Annotated in this window: 26 protein-coding genes; 19 read left to right on the top strand and 7 right to left on the bottom strand. The window is 64.1% G+C overall.

Annotation, left to right across the window (positions count from 1 at the left end; translation table 11 throughout):
• Positions 1 to 104: 104 nt before the first annotated feature.
• Both AOC05_RS09815 and AOC05_RS09820 read left to right on the top strand, forming a co-directional pair.
• Positions 105 to 1,211 (top strand): LLM class flavin-dependent oxidoreductase, encoded by a 1,107-nt coding sequence (locus AOC05_RS09815; protein WP_062007056.1) that lies wholly within the window; start codon positions 105 to 107, stop codon positions 1,209 to 1,211.
• Positions 1,208 to 1,690 (top strand): MarR family winged helix-turn-helix transcriptional regulator, encoded by a 483-nt coding sequence (locus tag AOC05_RS09820; RefSeq protein ID WP_062007057.1) that lies wholly within the window; start codon positions 1,208 to 1,210, stop codon positions 1,688 to 1,690. Before AOC05_RS09815 ends, AOC05_RS09820 begins: the two co-directional genes overlap by 4 nt.
• Here the strand turns inward: AOC05_RS09820 and AOC05_RS09825 are convergent.
• Positions 1,665 to 2,480, bottom strand: coding sequence for a hypothetical protein (locus AOC05_RS09825; RefSeq protein ID WP_157374955.1), 816 nt, complete (start codon positions 2,478 to 2,480; stop codon positions 1,665 to 1,667). The two genes, AOC05_RS09820 and AOC05_RS09825, sit on opposite strands and share 26 nt — an antisense overlap.
• 190 nt (positions 2,481 to 2,670) lie before the next feature.
• Here AOC05_RS09825 and AOC05_RS09835 point away from each other — a divergent pair, with 190 nt between their 5' ends.
• On the top strand, positions 2,671 to 3,366 hold the full coding sequence (locus AOC05_RS09835; protein WP_062007060.1) for a DUF6318 family protein: 696 nt from the start codon (positions 2,671 to 2,673) through the stop codon (positions 3,364 to 3,366).
• 2 nt (positions 3,367 to 3,368) lie between these two features.
• Entirely contained in the window at positions 3,369 to 4,259 is an 891-nt protein-coding gene (locus tag AOC05_RS20135; protein WP_231687088.1) for a PKD domain-containing protein, read from the top strand.
• A gap of 28 nt (positions 4,260 to 4,287) precedes the next feature.
• On the opposite strand, the gene AOC05_RS09845 is transcribed toward AOC05_RS20135, so the two are convergent.
• On the bottom strand, positions 4,288 to 5,787 hold the full coding sequence (locus tag AOC05_RS09845) for a M20/M25/M40 family metallo-hydrolase (RefSeq protein ID WP_082357905.1): 1,500 nt from the start codon (positions 5,785 to 5,787) through the stop codon (positions 4,288 to 4,290).
• A 143-nt stretch (positions 5,788 to 5,930) separates the two neighbouring features.
• On the opposite strand from AOC05_RS09845, the gene AOC05_RS09850 reads away from it, so the two are divergent.
• The 11 genes from AOC05_RS09850 to AOC05_RS09900 all read left to right on the top strand — a co-directional run bounded on the left by AOC05_RS09850 (position 5,931) and on the right by AOC05_RS09900 (position 14,114).
• On the top strand, positions 5,931 to 6,695 hold the full coding sequence (locus tag AOC05_RS09850) for an HAD family hydrolase (protein ID WP_062007062.1): 765 nt from the start codon (positions 5,931 to 5,933) through the stop codon (positions 6,693 to 6,695).
• Positions 6,692 to 7,717, top strand: a complete 1,026-nt coding sequence (locus tag AOC05_RS09855) for a phosphate/phosphite/phosphonate ABC transporter substrate-binding protein (RefSeq protein ID WP_062007063.1) — start codon at positions 6,692 to 6,694, stop codon at positions 7,715 to 7,717. Before AOC05_RS09850 ends, AOC05_RS09855 begins: the two co-directional genes overlap by 4 nt.
• A 63-nt stretch (positions 7,718 to 7,780) precedes the next feature.
• Positions 7,781 to 8,590: a phosphonate ABC transporter ATP-binding protein gene (gene phnC, locus AOC05_RS09860; RefSeq protein WP_062007064.1), complete on the top strand. Its 810-nt coding sequence runs from the start codon at positions 7,781 to 7,783 to the stop codon at positions 8,588 to 8,590.
• Positions 8,587 to 9,420, top strand: coding sequence for a phosphonate ABC transporter, permease protein PhnE (gene phnE, locus AOC05_RS09865; protein WP_231687089.1), 834 nt, complete (start codon positions 8,587 to 8,589; stop codon positions 9,418 to 9,420). The genes phnC and phnE (AOC05_RS09865) overlap by 4 nt, the downstream gene beginning before the upstream one ends.
• Before the next feature lies 1 nt (position 9,421).
• Complete coding sequence (phnE, locus tag AOC05_RS09870; RefSeq protein WP_062007066.1) at positions 9,422 to 10,258, top strand: phosphonate ABC transporter, permease protein PhnE; 837 nt, start codon at positions 9,422 to 9,424, stop codon at positions 10,256 to 10,258.
• On the top strand, positions 10,255 to 11,250 hold the full coding sequence (locus AOC05_RS09875; RefSeq protein ID WP_062007067.1) for a metallophosphoesterase: 996 nt from the start codon (positions 10,255 to 10,257) through the stop codon (positions 11,248 to 11,250). The genes phnE (AOC05_RS09870) and AOC05_RS09875 overlap by 4 nt, the downstream gene beginning before the upstream one ends.
• 3 nt (positions 11,251 to 11,253) lie before the next feature.
• The gene (locus AOC05_RS09880; protein WP_062007068.1) at positions 11,254 to 12,108 is read left to right on the top strand and encodes a MurR/RpiR family transcriptional regulator; all 855 of its coding nucleotides are present in this window, start codon (positions 11,254 to 11,256) and stop codon (positions 12,106 to 12,108) included.
• A 27-nt stretch (positions 12,109 to 12,135) separates the two neighbouring features.
• The gene (locus AOC05_RS09885) at positions 12,136 to 12,969 is read left to right on the top strand and encodes a fumarylacetoacetate hydrolase family protein (RefSeq protein ID WP_062007069.1); all 834 of its coding nucleotides are present in this window, start codon (positions 12,136 to 12,138) and stop codon (positions 12,967 to 12,969) included.
• A gap of 78 nt (positions 12,970 to 13,047) precedes the next feature.
• Positions 13,048 to 13,593 (top strand): GtrA family protein, encoded by a 546-nt coding sequence (locus AOC05_RS09890; protein ID WP_082357907.1) that lies wholly within the window; start codon positions 13,048 to 13,050, stop codon positions 13,591 to 13,593.
• Between the two features lie 72 nt (positions 13,594 to 13,665).
• On the top strand, positions 13,666 to 13,926 hold the full coding sequence (locus tag AOC05_RS09895) for a hypothetical protein (protein WP_062007071.1): 261 nt from the start codon (positions 13,666 to 13,668) through the stop codon (positions 13,924 to 13,926).
• Positions 13,917 to 14,114 carry a hypothetical protein gene (locus AOC05_RS09900; RefSeq protein ID WP_062007072.1) on the top strand — a complete coding sequence of 66 codons (198 nt, stop codon included), beginning with the start codon at positions 13,917 to 13,919 and terminating at the stop codon, positions 14,112 to 14,114. Before AOC05_RS09895 ends, AOC05_RS09900 begins: the two co-directional genes overlap by 10 nt.
• 60 nt (positions 14,115 to 14,174) lie before the next feature.
• Here AOC05_RS09900 and AOC05_RS09905 read toward each other — a convergent pair whose 3' ends face one another.
• The 5 genes from AOC05_RS09905 to AOC05_RS09925 form a co-directional block, all read right to left on the bottom strand.
• Complete coding sequence (locus tag AOC05_RS09905) at positions 14,175 to 15,446, bottom strand: cysteine desulfurase family protein (protein ID WP_062007073.1); 1,272 nt, start codon at positions 15,444 to 15,446, stop codon at positions 14,175 to 14,177.
• The gene (nadC, locus tag AOC05_RS09910; protein ID WP_062007074.1) at positions 15,433 to 16,374 is read right to left on the bottom strand and encodes a carboxylating nicotinate-nucleotide diphosphorylase; all 942 of its coding nucleotides are present in this window, start codon (positions 16,372 to 16,374) and stop codon (positions 15,433 to 15,435) included. Before nadC ends, AOC05_RS09905 begins: the two co-directional genes overlap by 14 nt.
• Complete coding sequence (locus AOC05_RS09915; protein ID WP_082357908.1) at positions 16,371 to 18,191, bottom strand: L-aspartate oxidase; 1,821 nt, start codon at positions 18,189 to 18,191, stop codon at positions 16,371 to 16,373. The genes nadC and AOC05_RS09915 overlap by 4 nt, the downstream gene beginning before the upstream one ends.
• Positions 18,191 to 19,543, bottom strand: a complete 1,353-nt coding sequence (nadA, locus tag AOC05_RS09920; RefSeq protein ID WP_062007075.1) for a quinolinate synthase NadA — start codon at positions 19,541 to 19,543, stop codon at positions 18,191 to 18,193. The genes AOC05_RS09915 and nadA overlap by 1 nt, the downstream gene beginning before the upstream one ends.
• A 64-nt stretch (positions 19,544 to 19,607) precedes the next feature.
• The gene (locus AOC05_RS09925; RefSeq protein WP_062007076.1) at positions 19,608 to 20,336 is read right to left on the bottom strand and encodes an NUDIX hydrolase; all 729 of its coding nucleotides are present in this window, start codon (positions 20,334 to 20,336) and stop codon (positions 19,608 to 19,610) included.
• Between the two features lie 381 nt (positions 20,337 to 20,717).
• Here AOC05_RS09925 and AOC05_RS09930 point away from each other — a divergent pair, with 381 nt between their 5' ends.
• From AOC05_RS09930 to AOC05_RS09945, 4 genes are all read left to right on the top strand, one after another.
• Positions 20,718 to 22,112 carry an amino acid permease gene (locus AOC05_RS09930; RefSeq protein ID WP_062007077.1) on the top strand — a complete coding sequence of 465 codons (1,395 nt, stop codon included), beginning with the start codon at positions 20,718 to 20,720 and terminating at the stop codon, positions 22,110 to 22,112.
• A gap of 82 nt (positions 22,113 to 22,194) precedes the next feature.
• A complete protein-coding gene (locus tag AOC05_RS09935; RefSeq protein ID WP_062007078.1) occupies positions 22,195 to 23,013 on the top strand; it encodes an alpha/beta fold hydrolase in 819 nt (272 codons plus the stop codon).
• A 63-nt stretch (positions 23,014 to 23,076) separates the two neighbouring features.
• Positions 23,077 to 23,784 carry a fumarylacetoacetate hydrolase family protein gene (locus AOC05_RS09940; protein ID WP_062007079.1) on the top strand — a complete coding sequence of 236 codons (708 nt, stop codon included), beginning with the start codon at positions 23,077 to 23,079 and terminating at the stop codon, positions 23,782 to 23,784.
• Positions 23,785 to 23,852: 68 nt separating this feature from the next.
• The gene (locus AOC05_RS09945; RefSeq protein ID WP_062007080.1) at positions 23,853 to 24,557 is read left to right on the top strand and encodes a phosphoribosyltransferase; all 705 of its coding nucleotides are present in this window, start codon (positions 23,853 to 23,855) and stop codon (positions 24,555 to 24,557) included.
• The last annotated feature ends 196 nt before the right edge of the window (positions 24,558 to 24,753 follow it).

Genomic DNA, 24,753 nt, shown 5'->3' on the forward strand with positions numbered 1-24,753 from the left:
CGGCTTTGTTGCGCGGGAACATTTTGGCAACAATGCCGGTTGGAGACTATATTAGATGCATACGCATATATATTCCGCAGTGTCTGCGGACCAAGGAGCACATCATGCAGTTCGGAATTTTCAGTGTTGGCGACATCACAGTCGATCCCACCAACGGCCACCGCCCAACCGAACACGAACGCCTGAAGGCCATCACCACCATTGCCAAGCATGCCGAAGAGGTCGGCATGGACGTCTTCGCAACCGGTGAGCACCACAACCCGCCGTTCTACCCCAGCTCCCCCACCACCATCTTGGGCTACATTGCGGCACAGACGGAAAAGCTCATCCTCTCCACCAGCACCACGCTCATCACCACAAACGATCCCGTGAAGATAGCCGAGGACTTTGCCACGCTGCAGCATCTTTCCGACGGTCGCACGGACATTGTGCTGGGCCGTGGCAACATGGGAGCCGTCTACCCCTGGTTCGGTAAGAACAACCAGGATTCCGTGGAACTGACGGTGGAAAACTACGCCCTACTGCGCCGGCTCTGGGATGAGGAGGTGGTGAACTGGGAAGGCAAATTCCGCACACCGCTGCGGGGCTTCACCTCCACACCCCGCCCGCTCGACGGCGTTGCCCCCTTTGTCTGGCACGGCGCCATCCGAACCCCGCAGGTTGCCGAAATTGCCGCCTACTACGGCGACGGATTCTTCGCCAACAACATCTTCTGGCCCAAGGAACACTACATCAAGCTGATCAACCTCTACCGGGAGCGCTACGCACACTACGGCCACGGCACCCCGGAACAGGCGATCGTGGGATTGGGCGGACAGTTCTTCATCCGGCCGAACTCCCAGGACGCCATCAACGAATTCCGCCCGTACTTCGACAACGCCCCCGTCTACGGCCACGGCCCGTCCATGGAGGACTTCACCTCGCAAACCCCGCTGACAGTGGGCAGCCCGGCGCAAATGATCGAAAAGACACTCGCTTTCCGCGACTACTTCGGCGACTACCAGCGCCAGCTGTTCCTCGTTGACCACGCGGGCCTGCCGCTGAAGACTGTGCTGGAGCAGCTGGACCTGTTCGGCTCGGAGGTACTGCCCACCCTGCGGGCAGAATTCGCCGCCAATCGTCCGGCGAACATCCCGGACGCACCCACGTTCGAGGCACGCAAGGCCGCAAAGCTGGCAGCCGAGGCCGGAACCGCTAAGGATCCGTCATGACCTCGGCCGCGGCCCACCGCCGCCTTGCAACCGACGCGTGGGAATCCCTCCTGCGGTCCCAGGTGTCGGTCATGCGCGAACTACACAAGGAACCCATCTTCAAGAAGGTGGGCAGCCGCGAATATGACGTGCTGTACAACCTTTCCCGCTGCCCCACCGGGTGGTTGCGACTCAACGAGCTCAACGACAACGTCCTACTCACACAACCGAGCATTTCCCGGTTGGTGGACAGGCTTCAGGCGCGCGGTCTGATCCAGCGAAGGACGCCCGACGACGACAAACGGGGCGTCTTGATTGGACTTACCGAGGCGGGCGCTGCCTTGCAAAAGGAAGTGGGCCGGGCACATGTCCAGAACATCATGCACCTCATGGAGGACGCGCTCACCGATGAGGAGATGACCATTTTATTGGAGCTCACCACTAAGTTGCGGACGACGGTGGCGGAGCGTGCCGCTAGCTCAGCAGTTTCACAGAAGTGATCATCCGCTGGATGTTTTGGTACTCGGCGGTTTGCATGTAGGCCTGCGCATCCGCAATGCTGGCAAAGGCCCGCGTACCTGGCGTTCCCTCGGGATCACTCCTGAGCTGGACTACGTCGCCAAAGGAGACCAGGCCCAGTTTCGCCGTCGTCACCGTGTTATAGAACAAACACGCCATGCCGTCGGCGCCTGCCGGGTGGTCGGCGATCCCATACGAGGCAAAGAAACTGTTGGCCCCTTGGATCAAGCGATACACAAAACGGGGGTCAACGGCCGCCGGGTCTTTCGAAAAAGTCGGGATGCCCAAGGGAACGCTGGCCAGCACTGTGTAGGGGCGTTGGGTATCCGGCCCGCAGGCACCACCGAGGCCGCCGCCACCTGTCGTCAGCGTCGCCATCTTAGTACCTGCCGCGTCCCTGACTTCCACGACCTGCAAGGACCCTGACGTTCCAGCAACCAGCGCGGTAGTCCAGTCAGAGGGCAACTCAAAGCTGACAGACTTGCCCTGATCCACATAGGTTTTCCATTGCGCCGCCATACGTTGCGGAGCAGGAGTGCCCGTTGGCGTCATACCGCTGGGCGGGATGGCGCTTGGCGATGCGCTAGCGGACGACGACGCCGCGCCGGCTCCGGCGGACTGGCTCACCTTGGTTGTTGGTCCGGAGGCGACGATGGATACCCCACACCCCGACAGCGTGGCCGACAGCGACACTGTGGCGACGAGGACCAGGGCAGCCGCCATCCGCGGCTTTCCGACCGGCATGCGGCTTAGTCCGGGCCAACGTGGCATGTTATCTCCCCTAGGGTTCTTCATTTCCGAAGTGCCTCATTGCTGCCCATCATAGCGACGAGTAGGTGCCCGGCAGTGTTTAGTTGTGGATAACTCGTGGCGTGTTTCCTGCTTTGGGTCTAGGTTGGGAACTATCGCAAATTAGGTCCCGGCCAGGCGGGGACAGCACCGAGACCCGCGGGGGCTTGAGATGACCGATGAAGCAGCACGTCCGCCAGCACCTTCACGCCAGCGAACGGCATGCCAGCGCGGGGCCTGGCAGGTCGCGGCGATCGCGGCACTGCTTGTGCTGAGCGGTTGCACCACGAGCCCCACCCCACCCACCGCCAGCAGCACTGTTGCGGGGCAATCACCGGCAGCCACCCAGGTTGACACACCGCCGCTCTCTCCGGGCCCGGCACCCGTACCGGCCTACATGCCGGCAACTGCCAACGCGCCCGCACAAAACGTCCCCACCCCCGTCCTTCCAGAGAAGGCCAAGGAATTCAGCAAAGAGGGCCTCGAAGCCTTTGCCCGCCACTGGTACAGCACTCTCGGCTACGCCTACGAAACAGGCGACGTGGCACCCATGACGGCCATCAAAGACCCAGGATGCAAACCATGTTCAAACGTCGGCGGTCCGGTCAACGAGTGGTTTGCCGCTGGCAATTGGATAGTCGGCGGACTCATGACAATACATTCGGCAAGCAGCTCGTTCGAGAAAGCTCCGAACGGAACATACCAAGCGATCCTTATGGCCCAGCAGTCGCCTGTCAGCTACATCAACGCCGATGGGACTTTGGATACCGCCTATCCGCCGACGATTGCTCGAGCCGACATCGTCGTCGCAATTTATTCCTACGGGTCGTGGACAGCACGGACAGTTGAACACTTGGCGAAGGACTAAGAATGCGAAAACTCCCAAAGAAATTTCTGTTCATGGTCTTCTTGGGCGGTCTCATCGTTCCACCGGCTACAGTTGCCAATGCTGCGAACGGGCCGAAACCAAAATGGGATGATGACACCATCGGGACTGAGGTGTGGGAGAGAATTCCCGAAACCAACCTCTACGGGCAGACTCCATCCTCTGGGCCAAACGACCCCTATGTCTACAAACTCGAAATTGCCTGCCAAGGCACCGATGGGACCCTTCTACCAGAATGCACGCAGAATCTGCCAAGCTGCAACCAAGCAGCCGATGGCGTTGCCATGTACTGGTACAGGTCTCTGGCCGGAGGCTCCCCACCGTCGTGGACATTTTTCAGTGGTCCAGTCTGCATCTACTCCGAGAAACCCCGGGACATCCTCGCCGAAATCGCCGCACAAATCAGCCACGAATTCCAACAAACACCCATCGCCCCCGCCACCCTCGGCAGCCAACCCGGACCCCACACCCTCCGCGGCCAAGAAACCAACCTCCACGCCCACGCCACCGAACAAACCTTCAACCTCACCATGCTCGGCCAACACATCACCATCACCGCCACCCCCGCCGCCTACACCTTCAACTACGGCGACGGCACCACCCGCGGACCCACCACCAGCCCCGGCGCACCCCTACCCGAAAACAGAATCGGCGAACAAACCCAAACCAGCCACGCCTACACCACCACCGGCCACCACACCATCACCCTCACCACCCACTTCAACGGCCACTACACCGTCAACAACGGACCCACACTCCCCATCCCCGACCAAGGCCACATCACCTCAGCACCCCTAAACCTCACCGTCTGGCGCGCCATCACCCGCAACTACGCCGAGAACTGCATCACCAACCCCCAAGGCACCGGCTGCTAACCACCAATGAGCCGGACTCACCCACCATTCAGCGAAGTCCCTGAATCAGCTCCCGGTAGAAGACCACACCTGCACCCAGCGAGGAGATCCGCACTTTCTCGTTGACGGCATGCAAACTGGCGCGGTCGCCGTCGTCCATCAGAAGGGGCGAGAACCGGTATACCGCCGGACAAATTCCAGTGAAGTTCCGTGCGTCGGTTGCTCCAGTCTGTACGTAGGGCGTCACCATCGCCTGCGGATATGACGCGGCAACACAGCGGGTAAGAAGCGCAAATTGTTCGTTGTCGAACAAGGATAACGGTGAAGGATCGTGCCCGGAGCGCACCGTCAATTCAACGCCGGGATCGTCGATGATCTCCCGCACCTTCTCCACCACACCATCCACCGTCTCCCCCACGGCGATACGGATATTGGCGTTGGCCCGGGCCGTGGATGCCAAGACATTGGAGGCCTTGCTGCCCTCAAGTTGAGTGATGGCCACAGTGGTCCTGGTCAGTGCCCTGGTTTCATCACCCACCAGCGCGAAAGCCTGCTTTACGAGCGGCTTAAACGCCCACATGTTGGCTGTCACCAGCCGCAGTGCGAAGCTACTGTGATTTCCAATCCTGCGCAACATTTCCACGATGGGAGCAGGCATTGACGACGGAAAAGGGTTTTCCTCCAGCGCCATGATGGCTTGGGCCAGGCGTGCAGTGGCCCCCATTCTCGGCGGCGTCGAGGCGTGTCCGCCGGGACTGCGCGTGAGCAACTCCAGCTCCAGGATCCCCTTCTCGGCGACGCCAATGACCGCCGCCGGAACGTTCAAGCCGGGGAACGCCTTCTCCGCCACGGCTCCGCCCTCATCCAGCACCAGCCAGGGACGCACGCCACGTTCGTTCAGCAGCGCAGCCGCCACCACCGCACTGTCGCCGGCCGTTTCCTCATTGTTGCCAAAGGAAAGGTAGATGTCATAGCCCGGGGCAAATCCCTGGTTCAGCAGGGATTCAATCGCCCCTAAAATAGCGACAACGGCGCCCTTGTCATCGAGGGCACCGCGCCCCCACACGTACTCACCATCCTGATGCCCGGAGAAACCTGGGTGTGTCCAGTCATCGCGGGTATCAACGGGGACCACGTCGTAGTGGGCCATTAACACTGTGGGCTTGGAACCGGCGTCTGGCCGCGTGCCTGCCCATTTGAAGAGCAGTGCATGGCCGTTGACATGCTCCCGCGTCAACCCCGCATGCACCGCGGGGTATAGCCTCTCGAGAGCGTCAATGAATCCAGTGAATTGTTCCAGCTCAATCTGGTCGCGAAGACTTGAGTAGACGGTGCGGAACGTAATGAGTTCGCTGAGCTGATCCGCGGCAAGCTGGGCATACTCAACACCAATTCTCTCCAGGCTCGGCCCGGCACCAAAGTCACCCACGGGAGTGCCAGACCCGGAGAGATAGGCCCGCGCCCCCATGACGGCGGCGGTGCCGGCAGCACCGGCTGCCAGCGCGGCGGCCACGGCACGATTCAACGATGCTGCTGATCCTTTAGGCATGACACGGATTCTATGCCACCGGACCGGCGATTGGCTGAACTTCGGCGGACACCGGCAAATCCCACGTTAACACCAAATGAACAGATGTTTCAAGGTTCGTATTTTCGTGGACATTGTGTTCATCGCCACGTACGCTATTTTTTGTGAGCATACCTACGCCAGCCAGCCTGGCAGCACAGCAACCCCTCCCCCTGCTGGTCCTGGATTTTGACGGCACCCTCTGTCTAGGCGACGGACCCGTCCAGGCTTATGCCGACGCAGTGGCCGAACAAATCCCCGAACCGGTTGGAAAAGCATTACAGGAGGGATTGGCAGCCTTCCTAGCTCATTCCCCTTCCGCCGCCGCGTACAAGGACGGTTACGCTGCAGTCGCATCCCTTGCGGAAGGTTTGCTCGATTCCGCAGGACTCAACTGGGCGTACTCGGAAAGCCGCCGTCGACTTGCCGCCGGCCTTGTTGAAATCAGTGCGGCCCCCGGCTTGGCCGATTTTCTGGACAACCTGTCCGGCGTGGCCTTCCGTATCCTGCTCACCAACGCACCATTGACCGGAGTGCCGGAAACACTCGCAGCTTTGGGCTTGAGCGACTCGGTGGATCTGATCATTCACGACGCCGGCAAACCCGCAGGATTCAACGATCTTCTCCCCGCCCTCCTCCAGAACAAGGCGCCGGCACAGCTTTTGAGTGTGGGCGATGTCTGGAGTAATGACATCGACCTGCCGGGCCGCTTGGGGTGTGCCACAGCCTTCATCGACCGTTTTGACCACCGTACCGGGGCGGCGAATCTGCGTGCTCCCCAATTTGAACTGCTGTTTGACGCAATCACCGCATGGGCGCAGAACCCAGCAGGCTTTGCCGCAAAATTTCCCAGCACTTACACTCCCTCATCAGAAAAGGCACCACTGTGAAAAAGAATGTCTCCACACTCGCAGCTTGGAGCGCACTGGCATTGGCTGGCGCCCTCGCACTTTCCTCCTGTGGCGTCAGCCAAGAGTCAGCGGACTCGGCGTCCGGCGGTGCCAACCCCGCCGTGGCCTGCACGGGAACCAGCGACGCATCGGCCGCCTCCCCCACAAAATTGACCCTTGCCCTGGTTCCCTCAGGTGATGCCAAGAAGTTGGTTGACACTGTCAAGCCGCTCGAAGAGGCGCTGACCAGCCGCCTCGGCATCCCTGTCAAGGGTGTCATCACCGCCGACTACCAGGCCGCCGTGGAAGCAATCGGCGCCAACCAGGCCCAAATCGGTATGCTGCCCTCGCTGCAAATGAGCCAGGCCTGCGACAAGTACGGCGCCGTTCCAGCCTTGCAGACGCTCCGCAAGGGCAAGTCCAGTTACGCCGCCCAGATGTTCACCAACAACCCTGACAAGTACTGCACCGACAAGCCGGCTGCGGGCCCCAACGGCATGCTGTACTGCAACGGCACCTCGTCGGGCAATGGCCCTGCCGGGCTGGATTCCGTGGCCAAGATCAAGGGCGCCACGGTGTCCATGCTCTCCCCCGCATCCCCGGCCGGCTACATCTTCCCCGTGGCCGCCATGAAGGCCGCCGGAGTCGCCGTCGAAGATGTCTCCCCCATCAAGGTCACTGCCAATGACGCCTCAGTGCTGGCCGTCTACAAGGGCGACGCCGAGGTCGGTTTCAGCTACTGGGACGCCCGCGAGGTGGTCGCCAAGGACAACCCCGACGTCGGCAGCAAGGTGGTTGTCTTCGCCTTGACCAACGAAGTTCCCAATGACGGGATGTCCATCTCGAGCAAGCTCAGCCCGGACTGGCAGAAAAAGATCAGCGACGCCATGCTGGACTTCGCTGGCACCCCCGACGGCGTAGCAGCCCTGACTGCCATCTACCAGATCACCGGCATGAAGCCGGCGGACCCGCAAAGCCTGCAGAAGACCCAGGAAGCAGCACGGTCCATCGGCCTTGGCTGATCACGGCTCCGCAATAGTGCGCAACAACGACAACGCAGGGCACAGTAAAAGAAAGTAGACCCAATGGAGCGCACCGGGGCGGACATCCGCTTTCACGATGTGTCAGTGACCTATCCCAACGGTTTCACCGGCCTCAAAGGCATCAACTTGAGTATCCCGGCCGGTGAAATGGTGGGAATAGTGGGGCTCTCCGGGGCCGGAAAGTCCACCCTGGTCCGCACCATCAACGGCTTGGTGCCCATCACCAACGGCCACATCACGGTGGGCGACCACCGGCTCAGCGGGCGCGGTGCGGCCCAGTTGCGCGGCAAGGACTTGAGGGAACTGCGCTCCACTGTGGGCATGGTCTTCCAAAGCTTCAACCTGGCCAAGCGCACCACCGTCATCAACAACGTGCTCATGGGCAGGCTGTATCACTCCCCCGCCTGGCGCACCTTGCTGGGTGCCTGGCGCAACGACGACGTCGAGCTGGCCATGTCGGCCCTGGAACGAGTGGAAATTGTACCCAAGGCGTATGAGAAAGCCTCCAGCCTGTCCGGCGGGCAGCAACAGCGGGTCGCCATCGCGCGCACCTTGGCCCAGCGGCCCATGGTCATCCTGGCCGACGAGCCCGTGGCCTCCCTTGACCCGCCCACCTCCCACGTGGTGATGCGGGACCTGCAGCGCATCAACGCGGAACTGGGCATCACCGTGGTGGTGAACTTGCACTTCCTGGATCTGGCGCGGCGCTACAGCGAGAGGCTGATTGGCTTGCGCTCCGGCGAGGTGGTCTTTGACGGTGCCGGCGCCGACGCCGACGAATCGGTCTTTGAGAACATTTACGGCAGATCCCTGACAGCCGAGGATGTTCTCAGTCCCAAGGGTTCCCTGTGAACCGCTCCGCCGCGCCCGGGGCCGGCACCCCAGCCTTCGCACCAGACCCAGGAACAGCCCGCCCCACCAAGCCGCGCCATGGCGCAATGTCCGGTGCCGTCGTCGTACTCCTGATGGCTATCACCCTTTGGGCGGGGATCGGCATACAGGTTGACCTCCCGGCGATCGTGGCTAATTGGCGCAACGCCACAGCCAATATTATCCAGCTGCTCCAGCCGGACTATGGCTTCTTTTTCAAGACCGTACCGGCCCTGCTGGAGACCCTGCAGATGGCCGTCATCGCCACGGCCGTGGGTGCCACGATTTCGCTTCCACTGGCGTTCTTGGCGTCCCGGGCCACAAATCCCAAGCCCCGCCTGCTCCTGGGCGTGCGTTTTATCATGAACATGGTCCGCAGCGTCCCAGACATCTTGTACGCGGCCATCCTGGTGGCTGTGGTGGGTGTGGGCGCACTGTCGGGCATCATGGCCCTGGTCCTGTTCAACATCGGCATCATCGTCAAGCTCGTCTCCGAGTCCCTGGACGGCGAGGATCTGGGCGCCCAGGAGGCCGCCCTGGCAACCGGTGGAAGCTGGCCCAAGGCCAACCGTGCGGCCATGCTGCCGCAAATTCTGCCCAGCTTCGCCTCTCAGGTGCTGTACACCTTTGAGCTGAACATCCGCGCCTCCACCGTCATCGGGCTGGTGGGCGCCGGAGGCCTGGGCATCCTGATCGACAATGTGCGCAGCTTCTTCAGGTACCACGAGCTGTCCCTGATCATTTTGGAGATTCTGGTGCTCGTGCTCGTCCTGGAATCGGCGTCCTCCTGGCTTCGCAAGAAGTTGGTGTAGCGTGGCAATCTCAACCACCGAGCGCCCCCGCGCCTCCCGCCCCGTCAAGCCCACGTCCCGGCTGCGCACCACGCTCTGGTTGCTTGTCTCCTTAATCGTCGTGGCCGCTTTCTGGTCGGTGAAGATCAAGTGGTCCACGCTGGCCGATTTCCCCGCCCAACTGATCAAATACATCGCCCTGATGCTGATCCCGCCGGACTGGAGCCAGTTTGGCGAGGCGCTCAACGCCACCATCCTCTCGGTCCAGATGGCCTGGATCGGCACCGTCCTGGGCATCATCATCTCCTTCCCCCTTAGTTTTCTGGCCTCGAAGGGGCTGGCACCGCGGGTGGTCAACGCCCCGCTGCGGTTCATCTTTGCCGTGATCCGTGCGGTCCCCGAAGTTGTCATTGCCATCCTGATCCTCTCCGTCACGGGCCTAACCCCGTTCACGGGTGCGCTGGCCCTGGCCGTTGGCTCGGTTGGCACCCTGGGCAAATGGGGGTACGAGGCCTTCGAGGGGGTGGATCCCGGCCCCAAGGAGGCCGTCCGTTCCACCGGCGGGGGCACCCTGGCCCTCATCCGTTGGGGAGTGTGGCCCTCCGCGGCCCCCGACGTGTTCTCTTTCTGGCTGTACCGCTTTGAAATCAATGTGCGGGCCTCCGCCATCCTTGGCTTGATTGGTGCCGGCGGTATTGGCAAAATGCTCCAGGACAATGTGCAGTTCAGGAATTGGGACGCCGTGGGCATGCTGCTGCTGGTGGTCATCGCCGTCACCATGGTGATCGATCAGATCTCCGGGGCCGTGCGCAACAAATTGATCCACGGTACGTGGCGGGCGCCTAGGCTGGCATCATGACCGCCCTGCGCATCCTGCACCTCAGTGACACCCATCTCATCGGCTCGGAAACCCTCCACTCCGGCGCCGTGGACACCGTGGCCGCCTACACGTTCATCCTTGAAGCGTTTGAGAACGCCGGCCCGCTTGACGTGGTGGTGGTTTCCGGTGACGCCTCCGACGACGGGTCCCCGGCTTCCTATGGCACCTTGCGTTCGCTGACCGGCGACTTTGCCGCCCGGCACGGGGCCGTGGCCATTTATGCCATGGGCAACCACGACGAGCGCGCCGGGTTCCGGGAGGTCCTGGGCAACGGGCACCCGGGAGGGGTGTCTGCCTCGCCTTCCGGCTATCCGGGCATGGACGCACCGGTTGTGGGCGTCAGCGAGGTGGCCGGGTATAGGATCCTCACACTCGACAGCTCCGTGCCCGGCCGCACGCACGGCTTCCTGGACGCCGCCCAGTTGGACTGGCTACGCTCAGTGCTGGCCAAGGACTCACCCCGCGGGACGGTGCTGGTCATCCACCATCCGCCCGTACCGCCTCTGACGGCCTTGCACCAGGGCATCGAGCTGATCAACGCCCCCGCGTTGGCGCAGGCGCTCGAGGGAACCGATGTTCTGGCCATCCTCAGCGGCCACTACCACCACCACTTGATGGACATGTTCAACACCGACTCGGGGGTCATCCCCGTGGTGGTGACCGACGGCGTGGTCAATACCAACGACGTCCTGGCCCCACCCGGCCACGAGCGTGCCCTTGCCGGAAGCGGCGGGACCCTGGTTACACTGACATCCGTGCCCGCAACTGAGCACGGCACCGGGGGCCGGACCCTGCTCCGGTCCGTGCCCATCCACCGGGCGCTGCCACCGGCGATCACCCCTGCTGTTGTCTTCGACCTTGGTCCGGACGCGGTGGCAGGGATTTCTGCCACGATCGCCGCCACCGACGCCGAACTGCTCGCCGGCGGCCCCGTCTCCCAAAAAACCGCCAGCCCTACCAGGAAAGATTAGCCAGTGATTGTGCATGCCCCCGGCCAGGTCGTGGCCCACATCCGTTCTTCCCAACCGTCTTTGCTGCCCGCAGAACAAGCAGTGGCCGCGGTCTTTTTGCAACACACCCACCAGATTGTGGAACTCTCCTCACAGCAGGTCGCGGACCTCGCCGGGGCTTCCCGGGCAACCGTGGTGCGGACCTGTCAAAGCCTGGGCTATTCCGGCTACCAACAGCTCCGGGTCTTGCTGGCGCGCGACGCCGGATACGCCGCCGAGGCCCCCCGCCCCCGGGGCGTGGGCGCCGCCGGGATGGTGGCGGACGCCTTTGTCCAGGTGGGAGCTGCCGTAGCTTCGATGGCGGCGCTGCTGGAACCTGCGGCGGTGGCCGGCGCCGTCAGGACGATGGCCGCCGCGGGGCGGATGTTGGTGGTGGGCAACGGGCTCTCTGCCCCGCTGGCTCAGGACATGGCGGCACGCTTGAGCGCCATCGGACGGCCCGCGGAGTCGCCGGTGGATGTCATTGGCCAGCAAATTGCCGCACGGCTGCTTTCCCCCTCCGATGCCCTATTGATTATCAGCGGCAGCGGAGCCAACAGCTCAACCCTTCGCGTGGCCAAGGCGGCCACCAACGCCGGGGCCACGCTGGTGGTCATCACCGCTTTCGCCAGGTCTCCGCTGGCTGGCATGGCCAAGTTCTCCTTAGTGGTGGGCATGGGTGAGCTGAGCTTTCGCGAGGAGGTCACCGTCACGAGCAGGATTCCGCAGACCATCTTGATGGAGGGCCTCATTGCCGCGCTCACTGAGGAACTGGGTGAAAGAGCAACCGCCGCCAAGGCGCTGGCGTTGGAGATCGTCAGTGAAAACCTGGACGAATAGCCCCCACCCTAGAGGTAGGATGTCCTCATGACTGTTGCCCCGTACCGCCTTGCCCGTGTCCGCCCCCTCGACGCCGTGGCGGCGCCCCTGTCTGAGCAGTTCTTTGTGCGCAACGACGCCGCGGACTTTGAGAGCCCCGAGGGTCGGATGTGGCAGCTGGTCCCCACGCCGTTCCCGGCCTCGGCCGCCAACCAGAACAGCGCCCCCCGCGAAGGCTGGACGCCCGGAGCCAGCGTCACCGAGGACCGGTTCACCTTCTTGGCCCCCTGCGCCCCCGTCAATGTGTTCGGCATGGCTCACAACACCGGCGCCCCCGGCCGGTCACTGCCTCCCCAGGCTTTCCACAAGGCCGCGAGCTCGGTGGTTGGCCCGGGCGACGCGATCAAGCTCAGCCCCAACGTGGGGTACGTTGACCCGGAGGCGGAATTGACCGTCGTCGTAGGCCAACAAGCACGGAACCTGACACTGGAGAACGCTCGTACGGCGATCCTCGGGTTCACGATCGGCAATGACGTCTCCGCCCGTGATGCGCAAAAGTCGGACGAACTGTGGATCAGCGCCAAGAGCCCGGACACCTTTACCCCGCTGGGTCCGTGGATTGTGGTAGGCCTGGCGGACAAGGGCACGCCCATCAGCATTGTGCACAACGGCACCGAGCTGACCGCCGCCTCAAGCGACGATTTGGGCTGGGGGGTGGAGGAGATCCTGGTGTACCTGAGCTCGTTCATGACGCTACAGCCCGGTGATGTGATCCTGACCGGTTTCCCGGCCGAATGCCGCCAAATCAACCCTGGCGATGAGGTCATTTGCCGCGTGGGCGGTATTGGTGAGCTGCGCAACCTGGTGGTCGCCGGCGAGTAGCCGGCCCAAGCAACTCATAGACAATACCCAGGCTTTGTTTTGGGCCGTTTCAACAGTTGGTGGCAGAATCGGTTTCCTATGGCAACTAAACTTCCTGCCGAACCGGCAGCCCTGAATCCAATGCCCGGCATTGGCGCCACCAGGGCCACACTGATGACAAAGTCACCGGTGTGGCGCCGCTACCCCGTCCTGGCCGCACAACTGCGTGGCTTTGGCGTGGTTGCGGTCATTTGCACGGTAACGTCCATGGCCATCTATGCCGGCCTACGCCCAACGTTGGGCACCCAGTGGGCCAACGCCATCTCCTTGATCCTGTGCTCGGTCCTGAACACGGACTTGAACCGACGCTTCAGCTTTGGTGTAACAGGCAAGGAACTTTGGTGGCGGGACCAGCGCCGCGGCCTGTGGATCATGTTCCTAGCGTTGGGCATCACCAGCGGCAGTCTGTGGCTGCTGTGGGCCATCGCGCCGCACGCCTCCATCACGGTGGAACTGGGCGTGATCGTGGCGGGCAACATCGCCTCTGCCATCACCCGATTCCTGTTGTTGCGGTACTGGATCTTTCGCCGGCTGCGCCCGACCCTACCCGAGACAGATGGCGCCGGGCGGACGGCCACCGCCTAAACTGCGGGGCAGATAAGAGAATTCTCATCCGGGCCTCATCCGCTCCGGGCGCCAATGAGGGAGGATCGGAGCATGCACACTCCGCGGCTGGCCCGGATTGTCGGGGCGATGGTGAGGCTCATCGCCGTCGCCTTTTCCTCAGCCCTCACCTTCTCTGCCCAGATTCTCACGGCCCGCACCAATGCCATGCTCAATGAGCGGCTGACGCACGCCGCCACCAGTTTCCGCACCTTTTGCCCTGTCCCCGACCACGGACGGTACACGTCCTCCGCCGGCTTCGACACCGCCGGACTGGAACAGTTCCGGGCGCACCGGCGCAGCGCATGCAGCTGAACCGTGAAGCCACCAGCTTCCTGGCGACGCTGCTGGATGATCACTACGGCATGCCGCTAACCGCATTGGTCCCGGTCATGACCACCGAGTACCGCCGCGGAACCCTGGTGAACCCGCATAGCTCAGAACGCGTCACCGCCGACGTGGCGCTGGTGTGCCGGGATGCCAGCAGCGAGGTGGCCGGTTAGCCGGCATGGGGATCCGTGATGTGGGCATGAGCAAGTGCGGTGCCGGCACCGCCAGCGCCGCTACCTGCCTAGCCGCAAAATCCTGCTGACGGCGTCGACCAGTTCCTCGGCCGCCGTGGCAAGGGCTGCGGCCGTGACGTCAGCCCCGAAGCTGAACCGCAACGCCGTCTGCGCCACGCCGCGTTCAATCCCCATGGCACGCAGCACTGCCGAGGGCTCGTCTGATCCGGCCGCGCACGCCGAGCCGGAAGAGCAGATGATCGATTTCCGCTCCAGTTCCAGCAGCACGGACTCCCCGCTGGTGCCCGGGAAACAAAACGACGCCACCGACGGCAGCCTTTGACTCCTGTGGCCCGTCAGCAAGGCCGTGGGAATGCGGGCCAGAACTGTTGCGATGAAGTCATCGCGCAACACCGTGGCACGGACGACGGCGGCCTCCCGCCCCGCTTCGGTGAACCGCAGCGCCGTGGCCAGGGCCACCGCAAAGGCCACGTTCTGTGTGCCCGAACGGTTGCCGCGCTCCTGCCCGCCGCCGTGCAGCAACGGTTCAAGGGGCACGTCCCCGCGCACGTACAGAAGCCCCACTCCCTTCGGGGCGCCAAGCTTATGCCCGGATATACTCAGGGCTGCCACCCCCAGGTTCGCCACATCCAATTCCAGCCAGCCGGCCCCCTGCACCGCGTCCGAATGCAAGGGCACCCCGTGTTTGCGGGCGACGGCAGCCAGCGCTGGGATGTCCTGGATGGTCCCCACCTCGTTGTTGGCATACATGATGGAGGCCACCGCCACGTCACTGGCGGCCGGGTCGCTGAGGGCGGGGCTGGCGGCCGGGTCGCTGAGGGCGGGGCTGGCGCCAGACCCAGCTGCGTGAGCCGCGCCTGCGGCAGCTACGCCGCTATCCGCCGTCGAACTTCCCAGCATGCGGGCAAAATCAGCGCTTACCACCAACCCGTCGGAGTCAACGGGGACTACCTCGACCACGAAGCCGTGGATGCGGCGCAGATAGTCTGCGGATTCGGCGATGGCGGGGTGCTCAATGGCGCTGATCAGCACCCTGTTGAGCCGGGGGTCGGCGGCCCGCCGGGCCAGGGCGATGCCCTTCAGCGCCAGGTTGTCGGCCTCGGTGCCGCTGGCCGTGAAAGTGATTTCCTCCGGATGGCAGCCAAGCACGGTGGCGCACTTCTCCCTGGCTGACTCCAGCGCGTTGGCAGCCTGCTCACCCAGCTCGTGATGGCTGGAGGGGTTGCCGAACTGGTTGGTCAGGAACGGGAACATGGCCTCGATCACTTCCCGGCGGACAGGGGTGGTGGCTGCTGCGTCAAGGAAGATCATGGCTAGGCCCAGAGGGTGATGTCTCGATGACGACGTCCAGGCCAAGGTCCAATGCCCGGACGCTGTGGGTCAGTGCGCCGACGGAGATGATGTCCACTCCTGTCCGGGCGATCGCTGCAATGGTGGCCAGATTGACGTTGCCGCTGGCCTCCACCAGGGCACGGCCGTTGACAAGTGCCACGCCTGCCACGAGGTCGGCATTGCTGAAGTTGTCCAGCATGATGGTGTCGACGCCTGTGGCCAGGACGGGCTCAATCTGTTCCAGGCTGTCCACTTCCACCTCAAAGTGAACTGTGTGCGGCAGCTGGGCGCGGACTCCTGCGAGCGCCGCCGTCAGCTTGGCTGGGTCGCCGCCGGTGAGGACCGCCAGGTGGTTGTCCTTGGCGAGGACCGCGTCTGAGAGCGAGAAACGGTGGTTGTGCCCGCCGCCGCAGCGCACGGCGTACCGTTCCAGGACGCGCAGCCCGGGAGTTGTCTTGCGGGTATCGGTGACACGCGCCTTGGTGCTTTCGATGAGCGTGGCGTACTCGGCGGTCTGGGTGGCGATGGCGCTCATGCGCTGGGTCAGGTTCAACGCTATGCGCTCGGCTGTCAGCACACCCCGGGCCAGCCCCGTGACACGCATGATCTTTGCCCCCGCAGCGAAGGGCTGGCCGTCAGCAACCAGTTGCTCCACTTGCGCGTCCGGGTCCTGCATGACCATGGCTGCCCGGAACACCTCACCGCCGGAGAAGATGCCGGGTTCGCGTGCCACGAGCCATGCGGTGGCCTTCGCTTGGGCTGGCAGGAGCGTGGCGGAGGTGATGTCCCCATACGGTGCGTCCTCCACAAAAGCGCTGCGCAGGATGTTCTCCACAGATGTGGCCGGCAGGGTTGGCAGCGTGGCCCCGGCGGTGTGGACTGGAGGGACGAGGGCACTAGTGTTCATGCGGTTTCACTTTCAAGGACAGGAAGAGTGGTGGGAACGTGCTGGTGGTGATGAGGCGCCAAGGCGACCCAGAAGGTCGAGGTCCGCCCTGAAGCGGCGGCCGGGGCATCCGGGAAGTCACTGCGGAAGTGGGCGCCGATGGAACTCGTGCGGTGCAGGGCAGCCTGAACCAACAGTTGGGCCGCGGTGAGCAGGTTCGACTCTTCAGCGGCTTGCCGGCCTGTGGCCTTCACCCCTGCGGGGCGACCCTCCAGCTGCGAGCGCCAGCCTGCCAGGACGGTTGCCGCGTGGTGCAGGCCAGCCTCGTCACGGACCACGCCGGCGTGGGCGCTCATGAGCTGGCCCAAGGCCTCCTTGCTGAAGGCGGGCGCGTTGGCCAGTTTGACGGACAGCTCAGCGGCTGGTTCGGCACTGTCTGGTTCGGCAGCATCTGGTTCGGCAGCATCTGGTTCGGCAGGATCTGGGGCCAGGTCGGTGGGCAGGCTCCGCAATGTTGCAGGCTCGATCTCGGGCCGGCTCCACGGTATTTGGGTGTTCGGAGCATGGGTGTAACTTTCAGCAGTCAGTGCCTGATCCATGAAGGCTCCCACGGCACGCCGGCCAAACACCAACCCTTCAAGGAGGGAGTTCGAGGCCAGCCGGTTGGCTCCGTGCACACCAGTACAGGCCACCTCGCCAGCTGCGTAGAGGCCATTGAGGGAGGTTTGCCCGTTGAGATTGGTGGCGATACCGCCCATCCAGTAGTGGGCGGCCGGGGTGACGGGCAGCAACTCCCGGGTCCAATCAAAGCCCAGCTCCGTGGTGGTGGCAGCGATAGTGGGGAACCTGCGGGCCAGGTAGCCTTCCCCGTGTGCGGCTTCGACACCCGTGGCATCCAGGAACACTGTTTGCCCGGCCCGGCCCTTGCTCAGGTGGGCGGCAATGCTGCGGGAGATGACATCCCGTGGGGCCAGATCGCCGTCGGGGTGGTACTGGGGCATGAACGCTGCACCGTCAGCGTCGCGGATTACGGCTCCTGCCCCACGTACAGCCTCGGAGATCAGGAAGTTCTCGCCCACAGCCAGGGCGGTGGGATGGAACTGGAAATATTCCAGGTCGGCCACAACGGCCCCGGCCCGCCAAGCGAGGGCAACGCCGTCGGCCGTGGCCACGGCGGGGTTAGTGGTGAAGTCAAACAGCTGGCCGGCTCCCCCGGTCGCGAGCAGCACGCCGTCGGCCCTCAGTTCCATGATGCTGGAGACCCCAGGGGGCCCGCCTTCAGGGAAGTGCCGTTGGTAGGCCACCCCCGAGACATGGCCGTGCCCCACCAGCAGCTCATGCACATACGCGTGCTCAATGACCGTCAGGGTCCCCCGGGTGGCGGCACCGCGGACGGCCCGGATCAGCCCGTCAGCAATGGCCGCACCGGTTGCGTCACCGCCCGCGTGCAGGATGCGTGCCGCGGAATGGGCCCCTTCCAGGCCCAGCGCCCGCCGCCCCGTGGCACCGTCGGTATCAAAAACCACACCGAAGCGTTCCATGGCGGCGATGTCGGAGCTGGCTTCCCCGCACAGGATGTGCACGGCTGCGGGGTTACACTGTCCTGCACCGGCCTTGAGGGTGTCGGCAATGTGGGCCTGAACAGTGTCCCCGGGCTCCGCATCGTCCGGGCTCAGCACGGCGCAGATCCCGCCCTGGGCGACGTGGGTGTTGCTGTGTGCCAGTGCACCCTTGCTCAGCAGGGTCACACGCGCCCCAGCCTCTGTGGCCAGCAATGCGGCGTACAGGCCCGCCACCCCGCTGCCCACCACCACCAAGTGTGCGTCGAGTTCCCTCATCACTGAGGCGCCACGGCCCGGGCCTGACGCGGCTTGGCGGCAAGCATGCGTTCCAGCGCCACCCGGGAGTTGACCGCGTTGGCTTCCGGCACTGTGATCTGATTCAGCACTTCACCCCTGAGTAGGCCCTCCAGCACCCAGGCCAAGTAGCCGGGGTGGATGCGGTACATGGTGGAGCACGGGCAGATCACCGGGTCCAGACAGAAGATGGTGTGCTGCGGGTACTGGGCGGCCAGCCGGTTGACCATGTTGATCTCGGTACCGATGGCAAAGGTGCTCCCGTCCGGCGCCCCTTGAATGGCTTTGAGGATGTAGTCAGTGGAGCCAGCCTCGTCCGCAGCGTCCACCACCTCCATGGGGCATTCCGGGTGCACCACCACCCGCACGCCGGGGAAATCAATCCGGGCCTGCTCGATCTGGGCCACCGTGAAGCGCTTGTGGACAGAGCAGAATCCCTGCCACAGGATCACCTGTGCCTCGTCCATGGCGTGGGCGCTATTGCCTCCCAAGGGCAGGCGGGGATTCCATAGTGGCATGTGCTCCACGGGGATTCCCATGGCCTTGGCGGTATTGCGGCCCAGGTGCTGGTCGGGGAAGAACAGTACCCGCTGGCCGCGTTCGTAAGCCCACTCAAGAACGGTAGCCGCATTGGAGGAGGTGCACACGATCCCGCCGTGCTCCCCACAGAACGCCTTCAGTGCCGCAGAGGAATTCATGTAGGTGACCGGGATGACCGGAACCCGGCCGTCGTCGTCGGGCTCGGTGCCATACAACGCCGCCAGCTCAGCCCAGCACGCCTCCACCGAGGGGAGGTCGGCCATGTCGGCCATGGAGCAGCCCGCCGCCAAGTTGGGAAGGATCACCGATTGGTGGGCCCCGGAGAGCATGTCGGCTGTTTCCGCCATGAAGTGCACGCCGCAAAACACGATGGCCTCGGCCTCGGAGCGGTTCTTGGCAGCGTTGGCCAGTTGGAAGGAGTCCCCCACGAAGTCGGCGAACTCCAGCACCTCGTCGCGCTGGTAGAAATGCCCCAGCACGACGACGCGTTCGCCCAGTTCCGCCTTGGCGGCGACGATCCGAGACTTGAGGTCGGCATCGGAGGCGTCCTTGTACTCCTGCGGCAGCTGGCCCTGCACCGGGGTGGCCGGCGGTGCAGTGTCCTCGTTGGAGGCTCCGGGCCCGTAGCCGGGGGTGCCGGCGAGCGCCTCTGCCAGGTCAAACTCCCAAGGACCCTTGGCGAGATCCTCGTCGCAGCTCTCCTGCGCCCGGCCCGGTGTGCCCACAAGCTGCGCAGCCTGTTTTTCGGCCTGGCTGCGGGTGATGAGTTGGATGGTGGTGTTCACGGATGACATGGCTTGCTCCAGGATGTGAGGCAGTGACGTTGGGATTGCGATAAGGGTTTGGCTGAGGCGGTGGCTAGGAGATGGACGGGGGCGAGCCGGAATTCTCGGCGTTCGGCTCCCCCGTGTAGCGGTAGAGGCGGGGAGGGCGGTGCTTGCCGCCCTGCAGAAATTCGTCGGTCGCCTCGATGTGGGCGGTTTGCTTGAGTTGGCGGCGGAAGTTGGCCGGGTCCACCGTGCGGTTCAACACGGCTTCATACACCTCGCGCACCTGTGCCAGGGTGAACGTCTCCCCCAACAGGTGGTAGGCGATGGACCCGTAAGTCATCTTGTTGCGCAACCGCCACAAGGCGTAGTCAACGATCTGGTTGTGGTCAAAAGCCAGCTCTGCCAAGCCGTCGGCTCTAAACCACCGGACGTTGTCCGATTCCTGGGCCAGCGCCGCCTCGGTGGGCTGCACCATGGCCCAGTAGACGATCGAAATCACCCGTTGGCTCGGTGAGCGGTGCAGGCCACCAAAGGCGTACAGCTGTTCGAGGTAGTTCGGTGCCAGCCCCGTGGTGTCCGCCAGGTTGGTGGCGGCAGCGTCCTGCAGCGACTGGGACTGCATCAACGGACCCCCAGGCAGCGCCCACAGACCCTTGAAGGGCTCACGAATGCGCCGTACCAGCGGCAGCCAGAGCGTGGGGCGCCCACTTGATTCGCTGGGTCGCAGCGCGAAGATGACAGTGGAGATGGCCAACGCCGGGGGCTGTTCCAGCCGCTCACTAACATTGGCCGCACTGGCAAATATGCTTCGTTCCATGGCGCCTACCCGGCTTCCACCTAGTTAAGGTCAAGATGACTACAACTAAGTTTACGACGATTCGTCCGCTGAAACAAATTAATCCACCACGGAAGCCGGGCCCTGCCACCGCGTGGGGGCTTGGCCCGCCGGGTCCATGAGTGCGCCAGGAAAGGCAGAGGACGGCACAGGCCACAGGGGGTCCACTGACAAGTCGGCCTGCATCTGCTGAGCTCCGGCATCCCCGTACGCCCCCGAGAGGGAATCTGCCCGCCAATGCCGACCGGCTTGGGGATGGCATGCCCGTGGGAGATAATTTCACTGGTGAGCGCATCAATTCGCCCCGGCGGGCCGGGCCCGGCCCGCAACAAAAAGCCACGGCAAAAGTAAGGCACTGTCCCCATGAAGACCCAGCCACTGGCTGCCGCAACATCCACACCGCCCACGGTCGGTTTGGGCCATTCCCTGAAACAACGTCAACTGACCATGATGGGCTTGGGCAGTGCCATCGGCGCCGGCCTCTTCCTAGGCTCGGGCAAGGGGGTCATGGAAGCGGGCCCGGCCGTCCTGATCTCCTACGTGGTGGCCGGAACGCTGATCATCTTGGTCATGTGGGCGCTGGGTGAGATGGCAGCCGCCAACCCCAACTCGGGCGCCTTCTCCGTCTACGCCCAAAAAGCGATGGGCGTGGTTGCCGGGTCCACCGTGGGCTGGTTGTGGTGGTTGCAAATGGTGATTGTAATCGCGGCAGAGGCCCTCGGTGCCGCCGCCCTCCTGGTGTCCATCTGGCCGGTGCTGCCCGTCTGGGTGCTGACCATGATCTTCATGGCGGTCTTTACGGCCGTGAACCTGACGTCGGTGAAGAACTACGGCGAGTTTGAGTTCTGGTTTGCCATGCTGAAGGTGGGCACCATCGTGTTGTTCCTCGCCTTTGGCGCGGCGCTGCTGCTGGGCTGGATCCCCGGCACTGCTTCCCCTGGCCTGAGCAACTTCACCGGCCACGGCGGTTTTGCCCCGCAAGGCCTGGCCGGCATTGCCACGGCACTGTTCGTGGTGATTTTCGCCTTCGGCGGCACCGAGATCGTGGCGGTGGCCGCCGCCGAAACCGCAAATCCGGCACGCAGCGTAGCCATCGCGGTACGCACCGTGGTGTGGCGCATCCTGGTGTTCTACATTGGCTCGATCTTTGTGATCGTCGCCGTGCTGCCCTGGGATTCACCCGAGCTGGCCTCCCCCTTCGCCGGCGTACTCAATTCCGCCGGCGCCGCATGGGCGGGCAAGGCCATCACCCTGGTCGCCGTCGCCGCACTCCTGTCGGCCCTAAACGCCAACCTGTACGGCGCTTCCCGCATGGTTTACTCGCTCTCCGAGCGCGGCGAGGCCCCCCGCATTTTCTCCCTCATCACCGCCGCCCAAGTCCCCTTGGCCGCTGTTGGGGTATCGGTGGCGTTTGGTTTCGGGGCGGCGGTCCTAGAGCTTGTCTTCCCCGGCAAGGTCCTGGACGCGCTGTTGAATCTGGTAGGCTCCACCTGCCTGATCGTGTGGGGCTCGGCACTGGTCTCCCAACTGATCCTGCGCCGCCGGGCTGACCGCGACGGCACCGCACTCCCCCTGCGCATGCGGGGCTTTCCCGTCCTGACAATTCTCGGCCTGGTGCTGCTGGCGGCCATTTTCACCGTCGGATTCATCGGGGAGGGAAGCCGCGGGCAATTGTTCGGCACCTTCGCGCTCGTGGCGGGCATCGCCGTCGTCTGCTGGATGACGGAAAGGCGCAAGCGCAGGCGTGCCACGGGCTGAATTCCCAGCGGTAGCGTGCGGTCCTGCTTTGCTACTGTTGACGTACGACGGCGGCACGCGCCACCGAGGGAAAGGTCACCTTATGTCTCCGCACGGCAAGCACGCCTCCGCTGTTCCCACCCACATGATCGAAGGCGCCCTTCCCGGCCTTAACGTCGCCGCCTTTGACCCGGACACCGCCGCCGCCCTCCCGCCCGTCTTTCTCATCCACGGCTTCGCCTCCTCGATTGAGCTCAATTGGGTCAAGAGCGGCTGGGTTAGTGCCCTTAACCGGGCGGGGCGCCGGGTGCTCTCGGTCGACCTTCCCGGCCACGGCAAAAGCACCTCCCCTTACGATATTGACTCCTACACGCCTGGAAAGATCAGGGCCGATCTGTTGCAGATCCTCATTGATCAGGGCGTGCGCCCGCTGCGTGCGGACGATCCCACTTCCGGCGTGGACCTGGTCGGTTATTCTTTAGGGTCCCGGCTCGCCTGGGAGTTCGGCGCCACCCAAGCTGAACTGGTGCGCAAGATGGTGCTGGGAGGGCCCAACCCCGAAGATCCGCTGGCTGATTTTGATCTCGAAGCCGCACAGAACTTCCTCAATGACGGCACCCCCATCGCGGACGCCTCCACTGTCTGGCTTTTGGAGATGGCACAGCAGATCCCCTCCAACGACATCTTCGCTTTGCTGGCCCTGGTCCAGGCCATCAAGATGGAACCGTTCGACCCCACTGACGCAGTGCCCAAGATGCCGATCTTGCTGGTGGCCGGCGAGCTGGATGAACGGGCCAAGAGCATGGCCCTGCTGGCCGAGCTCAGCGGCCAGGCACAACAGCACATCATCCCCGGGCGCACCCATAACAACGCCGTGACCAGCAGGGACTTCAAGGAAGCAGCCATCGCTTTTTTGGGCTGAGGCTTGACGCACCTGCCCGACCGTCACACACTGGAAACACAAGTTCCACCGTCAGGAGATGGCGTGTCAACAGTTACCCAGGAAACCCTATCCGGCGCAGGAAAAGTGATCGCCGTCGAAGAGAACTACCGCGGCCTGGCCGAACAGCGGGGGCGGTTTCCGGAAATGCCGTCATACTTTCTGAAGCCGCCGTCCTCGCTGAGCCTCAGCGGCGGCACGGTGGAGCGGCCGGCGGGCCTGGAAAAGCTGAGCTTGGCAGGTGAAGTTGCGCTGATCATCGGCACTGTGGCCCGGCATGTCAGCATGGCTGACGCGTGGGGGCACATTGCCTTTGTCACGGCCGCAAACCACCTCTGTCTCGACGAGCTGGCGAGCGCACAAAAGGGCTCCACACTGCTTGCAACGGGTGGGGATGGGTTCACCCCGCTAGGGCATTTCCTGCTGGACGCCAGCCGTGTGGACCCGGAACAACTGGAACTGCGCACCTGGGTCAACGGGACACTGGTCCAAGATGACACCACCGCCGGGCTCTTGTTCCCCATCAACGGGCTCATCGCCGAGCTGTCGCAGGTGATGACGCTGATGCCCGGGGACGTGATCTTGACGGGAACCCCTGCCGGCTCGGGTTTGGTTGTGCCCGGGGACACCATGGAGGTCTCCGTGGTGGACCCCGCCTCGGGGGAAAGCACCGGGCGCCTGCACACCACCGTCACCGCCGGAACGGTCCCCTTGCCCACTTTCGGGGCACGGGGCACGGTCCACGGGCGCTGATGGCGAATCCTGGACGGGGCATGTTCGCCCCCCTTGGCCGGAGACGGGCCGGCAGCCATACTGAAGCCATGGGACATTCCACCGAGCCTAAGCCGTGGCTCCCCTTCAATGACAGGCACGACGCCGGGAGGCGCCTTGCGCTCAAGCTCCACCACCTGCGCGCGCAGCAACAGCATGCCGGGGTGGCCCGGCCGGTGGTGCTGGGGCTGAGCCGGGGCGGAGTGCCGATCGCGGCCGAGGTGGCAGCCTCCCTGGACCTTCCCCTAGGCGTTTTGGTGGCGCGTAAACTGGGCGTGCCCGGCTCTGAAGAGGTAGCCTTTGGCGCCGTCGCGACGTACGGGGGTTTCACTCACCTCTCCCACCTGCCGTTCGTCATGGACCACCTACGCCGGGACGGCTACACCATTGCCGAACTTGATGCCGTGGAGGCTGGCGAACGTGCCGAGCTGGCCAGGCAGCAAACGCTTTTCGGGAACGGGAGGCAGCCTCTGATCTCCGGGCGCACGGTCCTGCTGTGCGACGACGGACTGGCCACCGGAGCCACCATGCGCACAGCTGTCAGCCTCATGCGGGAGGCCGGGGCCGGGGCCATCCACGTCTGCCTTCCGGCGGGGCCGGCAGGCGCCTGCCGGGAACTTGAGGCCGTATGTGACGCGCTGACCTGCCTGCAGCCGTGGCCTGCCATGCACGCGGTCAGCGAGGCCTATCTGCTCTTCGATCAGGTCAGTGACGCGCAGGTGCTGGCAGCCATCGACAAGTATCCCCGGCCATAGGTCCTGGCCCTGGCGGGGCGCAGAAGCAGATCAGCCAGTCCAGGTCACGGCCAGCGCGGTGGACCTGGCCAGACGCCGAATCGATTACCAGATCTGCCGGCGTCACCCGATCGGCGACCAGCACGTACGCTTGGTCTGTGTTGCAGCGTCGGCTCATCCAGACGGCACCCTCGAAACCGGCTTTGTGCGCGGCCTG

This window comes from Arthrobacter alpinus, from assembly GCF_001294625.1.
In the GTDB taxonomy this organism is placed as follows: domain Bacteria; phylum Actinomycetota; class Actinomycetes; order Actinomycetales; family Micrococcaceae; genus Specibacter; species Specibacter alpinus_A.